This is a genomic window from Daejeonella sp., assembly GCF_049655485.1.
In the GTDB taxonomy this organism is placed as follows: domain Bacteria; phylum Bacteroidota; class Bacteroidia; order Sphingobacteriales; family Sphingobacteriaceae; genus Daejeonella.
Window position 1 is genome coordinate 1 of record NZ_JBASJU010000119.1, and the last position, 5,039, is coordinate 5,039.

Annotated in this window: 4 protein-coding genes; 1 reads left to right on the forward strand and 3 read right to left on the reverse strand. The window is 41.8% G+C overall.

What is annotated here, in order from left to right; all coding sequences use genetic code 11:
- Nucleotides 1-1,450: bacillithiol biosynthesis cysteine-adding enzyme BshC (gene bshC / locus WBJ10_RS04820; RefSeq protein WP_424288394.1), on the reverse strand; the 1,450-nt coding region annotated here is incomplete at its 3' end.
- 188 nt (nt 1,451-1,638) lie between these two features.
- Here bshC and WBJ10_RS04825 point away from each other — a divergent pair.
- Nucleotides 1,639-2,769 (forward strand): AAA family ATPase, encoded by a 1,131-nt coding sequence (locus WBJ10_RS04825; RefSeq protein ID WP_424288395.1) that lies wholly within the window; start codon nt 1,639-1,641, stop codon nt 2,767-2,769.
- On the opposite strand, the gene rimO is transcribed toward WBJ10_RS04825, so the two are convergent.
- Complete coding sequence (gene rimO / locus WBJ10_RS04830; RefSeq protein WP_424288396.1) at nt 2,766-4,094, reverse strand: 30S ribosomal protein S12 methylthiotransferase RimO; 1,329 nt, start codon at nt 4,092-4,094, stop codon at nt 2,766-2,768. The genes WBJ10_RS04825 and rimO overlap by 4 nt on opposite strands.
- Before the next feature lie 15 nt (nt 4,095-4,109).
- On the reverse strand, nt 4,110-5,039 hold a 930-nt coding region (ftsY, locus tag WBJ10_RS04835; protein ID WP_424288397.1), incomplete at its 5' end, for a signal recognition particle-docking protein FtsY.

Below are 5,039 nucleotides of genomic sequence, written 5' to 3' on the forward strand. Positions count from 1 at the left end.
TTTTTAAGGAATCAATTTGATTCAGCGCATCTGAATAATTTCGTTTTTCAGCTCTCATTAATTTCCCTTCAAGGGTTTTCAGCGCTTTGTTAAGCCGGGCATTAACTGCGTCTGAACTCGCGACCAGCGTTGGATCGATTTTGCTGGCCCTTGTTTTTAACTTCTCAAATATATTAGCGAAACCCTGCATTTCTTCGTCAAGATTAAGCACATGAGCGCTGTGGGATTTGACCCATTCTTTTCGCAGCTCTTCAGTTTTTTTGAAAATATCTGTAAACTCCAGATCAAGACGGGAAAGCTTGTTACTTAGGTTACCTGAGCTTAAGACTGCAGAATTCCTGAGGATCAGTATTGGGAAATCAATAGCGTAAAAATTGAAATTCTGTTTGAGCTGCAGCCAGTATACTATTTCCGCAGCTCCACCGATATAGGCAAGGTTAGGCAATATCACTTCCTGGTATAGCGGCCGCATAACCACGTTAGGACTAAATCTTTCAGGATTTTTCTCAATTTCCTGCAGTAGCTCTTCGCGATTAAACTTAATCCCGGTATTGAGTACTGAATAAGTGTCGTTTTCAAATACGATGCGTTCGCGAAGGCCATCCTCTAAATAGAAGAAGTTGATTTCCCGGGGATTTACCTGAATATCCAAACCAAGGCCCAGTAGTTTTTCATCAGCTTCAGAAATGTTATTAAAGCTGTTTTGCTCAGTAATATCTCTGTGGATTATTCCTGCGAATTCTTTTTTAAGACGCTTGTCATCGGCATCCAGAATAACCAAACCGTATTCTTCGAAAAGAGAATTTACAATAGAGCGCGTTGCATCAGCCAGGTTGGAATGTTCTGCATAGGCACTTGTCATCAGTCTGCTCAGTTCTTCCGCATGAGCTGAAACACCAAGCGTGCTCGTATAATTTCTTAATGTGTTTGCAAAGTCATCGGTACTGATCCGACCAGTTGCACCTGCTGTCTGGATATCCCACACTACTTTTTTATCAGCAATATAGGTGTGATTAATCTCTGCGAAATCGTGGTCTTCGGTGGCCATCCAATACACAGGAACAAAGTTTTTGTCCGGAAAATTAACCTTTAGCTCCTTCGCCAGGTTTATGGCGGTAACAATCTTGAAAATAAAATACAAAGGTCCGGTAAAGAGGTTAAGCTGATGGCCTGTTGTTACTGTGAAAGTGTTCTTGTCCAGGAGTTGTGTTATATTGTTAAGGACAGATTGATGAGCAGGGCGGCTCAGTCGCGCATACTGATCAGAGAGTACTTCGTTGAGGACCTCCCTATTGCAATTATTGTTCTTAGTTTCAATCAGTTTTCGGAATCCATCGATGTCGGCCCTGAAACTACAAAACGGCTCCAATTCAGGATCATTTTCCAGGTAGCGAATTATGGCCGGCGAGAAACTGTTCGTTTCGCTGTAATCAATATAACTTGCCTTCATCAGGAAACGAAATTAGGGGAATTTGGTGAATTAAGTAATTGGATCTCGATTATTTGACAATTTAACTATAGAATCCAGCATCTATTGGAAATCTAATTTAAAATTTCTTTTTTAAAATTAATAAACTACTAACTTAGTAGTTACTAACTATGCGGTTACTAACCGATAGGTTACCAAAAATATCCACCATGAAACAAGCTTTTCAGTTCGGTAAAATAGTAGACCGGGGGAATTTCATTAACCGGAAATTGGAAATTGAGCGTCTGCATCAGAATTTCCTAAATCGTACACATACCATATTAATTTCTCCGCGCCGCTGGGGTAAAAGCTCATTGGTTAAAATTGCGGCAGAAAAGTTTGTTTCCAAGCATAAGAATTATCGGGTGTGCTACATTGATCTTTTTGAAATAAGGAGTGAGAAAGAGTTTTATGAAAAGTACTCGAAAGTTATCCTTGGGGCCGTGTACACGCGCTTTGATGATTGGGTAGAAGGTATAAAGAAATTTCTGTCCAAGATAACGCCCAAAATCAGGCTGGATCTGCAGCAGGAGATCAAATTTGATATGGCTCTTGATATCAAGAAGGAGAGTGAGGCGGTTAGTGAGATTCTCAACCTCCCCGAAAGGCTTGCTGAAGAAAAGGGAATAGAGCTGATCATTTGCCTGGACGAATTTCAGAATATAGCGGAACTCCCAGAAAGTATGGCTATACAGCGACTTTTAAGGTCGGTATGGCAGCACCATCAGCATGTAACTTACTGTCTTTATGGGAGTAAGCAGCATATGTTAGCCGAGCTCTTTAATAAAAAGTCGATGCCTTTTTTCAGATTTGGGGACCTTTTTTATCTGGACAAGATACATTCAGGTGAGTGGGTTAAATACATTTGCAAGCAGTTTAGCGAAACAGGGAAGGAAGTCAGCGAAGTTCTTGCCGAGCGAATAGTAGAAACTATGGACATGCACTCTTATTACGTGCAGCAATTGAGTTATTATGTCTGGACGCATACGGAGGATGTTGCAAGCGATAAGATATTTGAGACCGCTATTGCCCAGCTTCTGCAATCAAACACCATTCTTTTCCAGAAGGATTTTGAAAGCCTGAGCCGTACACAAGTTAATTTTCTGAGGATGCTGCTCGATGGGGTGACAGAAGGTTTTACACGGGGGGAAATCCTGGAAAGATATGAATTAGGGACGTCCGCGAACGTGGCCAAGATTATTCCGCAACTGGAGAAGAAAGAAATCCTTGAGATTTACAATAAAAAGGTAAGTTTTAGCGACCCAGCCTTTGCCCATTGGTTGAGACAACTTTTCGCTTAGACTTTGCTTCCGTAAAGATCAAAATCTTCAGCACGGTCTATCTGAACATTGACAAAAGTTCCGGGCGTAGCATAGTCGATATTAGCATCAAGCAGTACCTCATTATCCACTTCTGGTGAATCGAATTCTGTACGGCCGATAAAGAAATCGCCTTCTTTTTTATCGATCAATACCTTGAAGGTCTGTCCAATTTTTTCTTGATTTTTCTCGTAGGAGATATACTGCTGTACACCCATAATGGCATCAACCCGTTCCTGCTTGACTTCTTCGGGAACATCGTCATTCAGCTGGTGGGCATGGGTTTTTTCTTCGTGAGAATAGGTAAAACAGCCCAGCCTTTCAAAACGGGTTTCTTCAACCCAATCTTTCATCTCAAGAAAATCATGTTCAGTTTCACCGGGATAACCGCAGATCAGAGTAGTACGCAAAGCGATATCTGGAACCTTATCGCGAATTGTATTCACCAGATCAACTGTTTTCTGCCGTGTAATTCCTCTGCGCATGGAACTCAGCATATTATCTGTGATATGCTGGAGAGGCATGTCGAGATAGTTACAAACATTTGACCGCTCGTTCATCACATCCAGAACGTCCATCGGAAACCCGGAAGGGTAGGCATACTGCAAACGTATCCATTCGATTCCCTCAACATCAGAAAGATGACGAATCAGATCAGCAAGATTACGTTTGCTATACAGATCTAATCCGTAATAGGTAAGATCCTGGGCGATAAGGATAAGCTCTTTAGTTCCATTTTTAGCCAGAAACTTAGCTTCTTTAACCAGTTCTTCAATGGGTTTTGAAACATGTTTACCCCGCATTAATGGGATTGCACAAAATGAGCAGGGCCTGTTACAGCCTTCGGCGATTTTGAAGTAAGAAAAATGCGAAGGAGTGGTAAGTAAACGTTCTCCAACCAATTCATGTTTATAATCAGCGCCTATTGAAGTCAGCAGGTTTTGCAGGTCGTTAGTCCCAAAGAATGAATCTACATTGCTTATCTCAGCTTCCAGTTCCGGCTTGTAACGTTCAGAAAGACAACCGGTAACGATCACTTTACCGACCCGGCCTTCGTCCTTTAGCTGACTGTATTGCAAGATGGTATCTATGGATTCTTGCTTGGCATTATCAATGAATCCGCAGGTATTGATAACAATGATATCGTCGCTATTCAGGTTCTCAGCTTCATGAACAACATTCATCTTATTCCCCTGGAGTTGCCCCATGAGAACTTCCGAATCATGAATGTTTTTCGAACAACCAAGGGTAATAACGTTTACCCTGGGCTTCACTGCCGGCATGAATGCGCTGATCTTTGTCTTCATTTTTATTTTTTCTGATTATTTAAAAAGCGAGTCAACAAACTCTTTCTTATTAAATAATTGAAGGTGGTCTATTCCTTCACCCACACCAATATATTTGACCGGAATTTTAAACTGATCGGAAATCCCAATAACTACCCCGCCTTTAGCTGTACCATCAAGCTTGGTTAAAGCAAGTGCATTGACTTCAGTTGCCTGAGTAAATTGTTTGCATTGTTCAATTGCATTCTGGCCGGTTGAGGCATCCAGAACTAATAAAATTTCATGGGGAGCTCCAGGTACCACTTTTTGCATAACCTGCTTGATTTTGGTAAGCTCATTCATTAATGCAACCTTGTTATGTAAACGCCCTGCAGTATCGATAATTGCTACATCATCACCATTTGCCACGGCTGATTGTAAAGTGTCGAAAGCGACAGAAGCAGGATCGGAACCCATTGGCTGAGCAACAACGCGGACACCAACCCGTTCACCCCAAAGCTTGATCTGGTCCACAGCAGCAGCCCTGAAAGTATCGGCAGCACCAAGGACTACCTTATTGCCTGCGAGTTTCAACTTATGAGAAAGTTTACCAATGGTGGTAGTTTTCCCTACTCCGTTAACCCCAACAACCATGATCACATATGGCTTATGGTCGCCGTATTCAAAATTCCTGAAATCATTGCTGTTGTTTTCTGAAAGGAGGTTTTGGATCTCGCCACGGAGAATTTCATTCAGTTCGGATGTATTAACGTATTTATCGCGCGCAACGCGTTCTTCAATGCGCGAAATTATCTTCAATGTGGTTTTTACCCCAACGTCAGAGGTTACCAGGATTTCTTCCAACTCATCCAGAACATCTTCATCAACTGTCGACTTACCAACAACCGCTTTTGTAATCTTAGAAAACAGTCCTTCACGGGATTTCTCTAAACTCTTGTCGAGAGCCTCCTGTTCTTCAACATTGCT